The sequence below is a fragment of the Pseudomonas sp. genome, assembly GCF_050739655.1.
In the GTDB taxonomy this organism is placed as follows: domain Bacteria; phylum Pseudomonadota; class Gammaproteobacteria; order Pseudomonadales; family Pseudomonadaceae; genus Aquipseudomonas.
Map to the genome: position 1 here is coordinate 1 of NZ_JBOIBY010000727.1, position 1,634 is coordinate 1,634.

The window sequence follows — 1,634 nt, forward strand, 5'->3', positions numbered from 1 at the left end:
CCTGAACTCATTGTCGAACTTCACGAGCAAGCACGCAGAAACCCTGTGGGATTTCTGTAACGTCTTGCGAGTACTTGAAGAATGCTCTCCTCTTGCTCTTTGCGGAGGCGAAACTCTCGTACTTGTCTGGGGCGTACATCAAGAGCAGAGCACCAAAGATCTTGTCCCATAACGCGCGATACCACAGTACAAATGCGGAGTTGAATCGATGTATGTCCATCTTGCCAAAGAACTTGGCTTGTGAGTCTAGCAGCCTGATGCAAAACGCCTCGATTCATGGTGTGATGGGTTGTATTGAAGATAAGATAAGGAGGATACCGATGCGTGGCCGGGTTGCTGCTCAGAGCGGGATGTTTTGTTATTTTTCACCGGCCGAGCGGGTGCCTGCGCAACATCCACTGCGCGCGATCAAGGCGCGTGTCGAGGCGGCGTTGAATTTGATTGGCAAAGACTTGGATGCCTTGTACTCGCATACCGGCCGGCCGTCGATCGCGCCGGAGCGGCTGCTTAAAGGCCAGTTGCTGATTGCGTTGTACAGCATCCGTTCGGATCGGGCGTTTTGCGAGCAGCTGGATTACAACCTGTTGTATCGCTGGTTTCTGGACCTGTCGTTGGATGAAGCCGGGCTTGATCAAAGCCATTTTTCGCGGCTGCGGGCGCGGCTGGTGGCAAGCCCGGTCGCGCGGCGCTTCTTCAACGCGGTGCTGGCACAGGCCAACGCTGAAGGCTTGCTTTCGACCGAGCACTTCACGGTGGATGGCACGCTGCTCGAGGCGCTGGCCTCGCTTAAGAGCCTCAAGCGCCGCGACGACGAGGGTCCACCGTCGGATGGCGGTGACGGCAGTGGCATGCGCGACTGGAAAGGCGAACGCAGGGCCAACGCCACGCATACAAGTACCACTGACCCAGGGGCCAAACTCATGCGCAAAGGTAACGGCCAGCCGGCCAAGCTGTCTTATGGGGCGCACGTGTTGATGGACAATCGCCACGGGCTGTGCACCGAACTGGAGGTGACCGATGCCACCGCAGCCGAGCACCGCATCGCCGACCGACTGTTGGGACGCACGCGCCAGCGGCGCTGGCCGATAAAAACCGTCGGCGGCGACAAAGGCTATTGTGTCAAAGCGTTCATCGCCCGCTGTCGCCGCCGCGGCATCGCCCCGCACATCGCCCGCATCGACGCACGCAAGACACCTGGACTTGATGCCCGCACTACGCGCCACAAAAGCTATGCCGTGAGTCAGAAAAAGCGTAAGCGCGTCGAAGAGATCTTCGGCTGGCTTAAAACTTACGGGGGCTTGAGAAAGACCCGCTTTATAGGCCAGGCGCGCGTCCAGTTGCATGCCACTCTGGCGGCTTGCGCCTACAACCTGCTGCGCATGGCGAAACTCGCCCCCATCGGCGCAACGTAGCTTAGGCAACGCGCCACCGCATGCGGCTTGACGCACCATAGATTTACCCCCATCGCAGCCCATGAACATGCAAACATCCATCACATCCGAACCACAGCCCTGTTTTGCATCAGGCTGTTAAGGCTGGAGCCACAACTCGATTGCGAACAGGCCAGCAGTAAACAGGGCCACGAGAAACGTTCCCAGGGCAACGAGCATTGTTTGCCTCGAGGTGGTGCGAAT

1 protein-coding gene is annotated in these 1,634 nt (G+C 58.5%); it reads left to right on the forward strand.

What is annotated here, in order from left to right; translation table 11 throughout:
• Window positions 1–320: 320 nt before the first annotated feature.
• A complete protein-coding gene (locus ACRESJ_RS34325; protein ID WP_431761851.1) occupies window positions 321–1,412 on the forward strand; it encodes an IS5 family transposase in 1,092 nt (363 codons plus the stop codon).
• The last annotated feature ends 222 nt before the right edge of the window (window positions 1,413–1,634 follow it).

Bases quoted from the DNA above. Each gene is read 5' to 3' on its own strand.
- ACRESJ_RS34325 (WP_431761851.1), top strand. From the start codon at position 321: ATGCGTGGCCGGGTTGCTGCTCAGAGCGGGATGTTTTGTTATTTTTCA.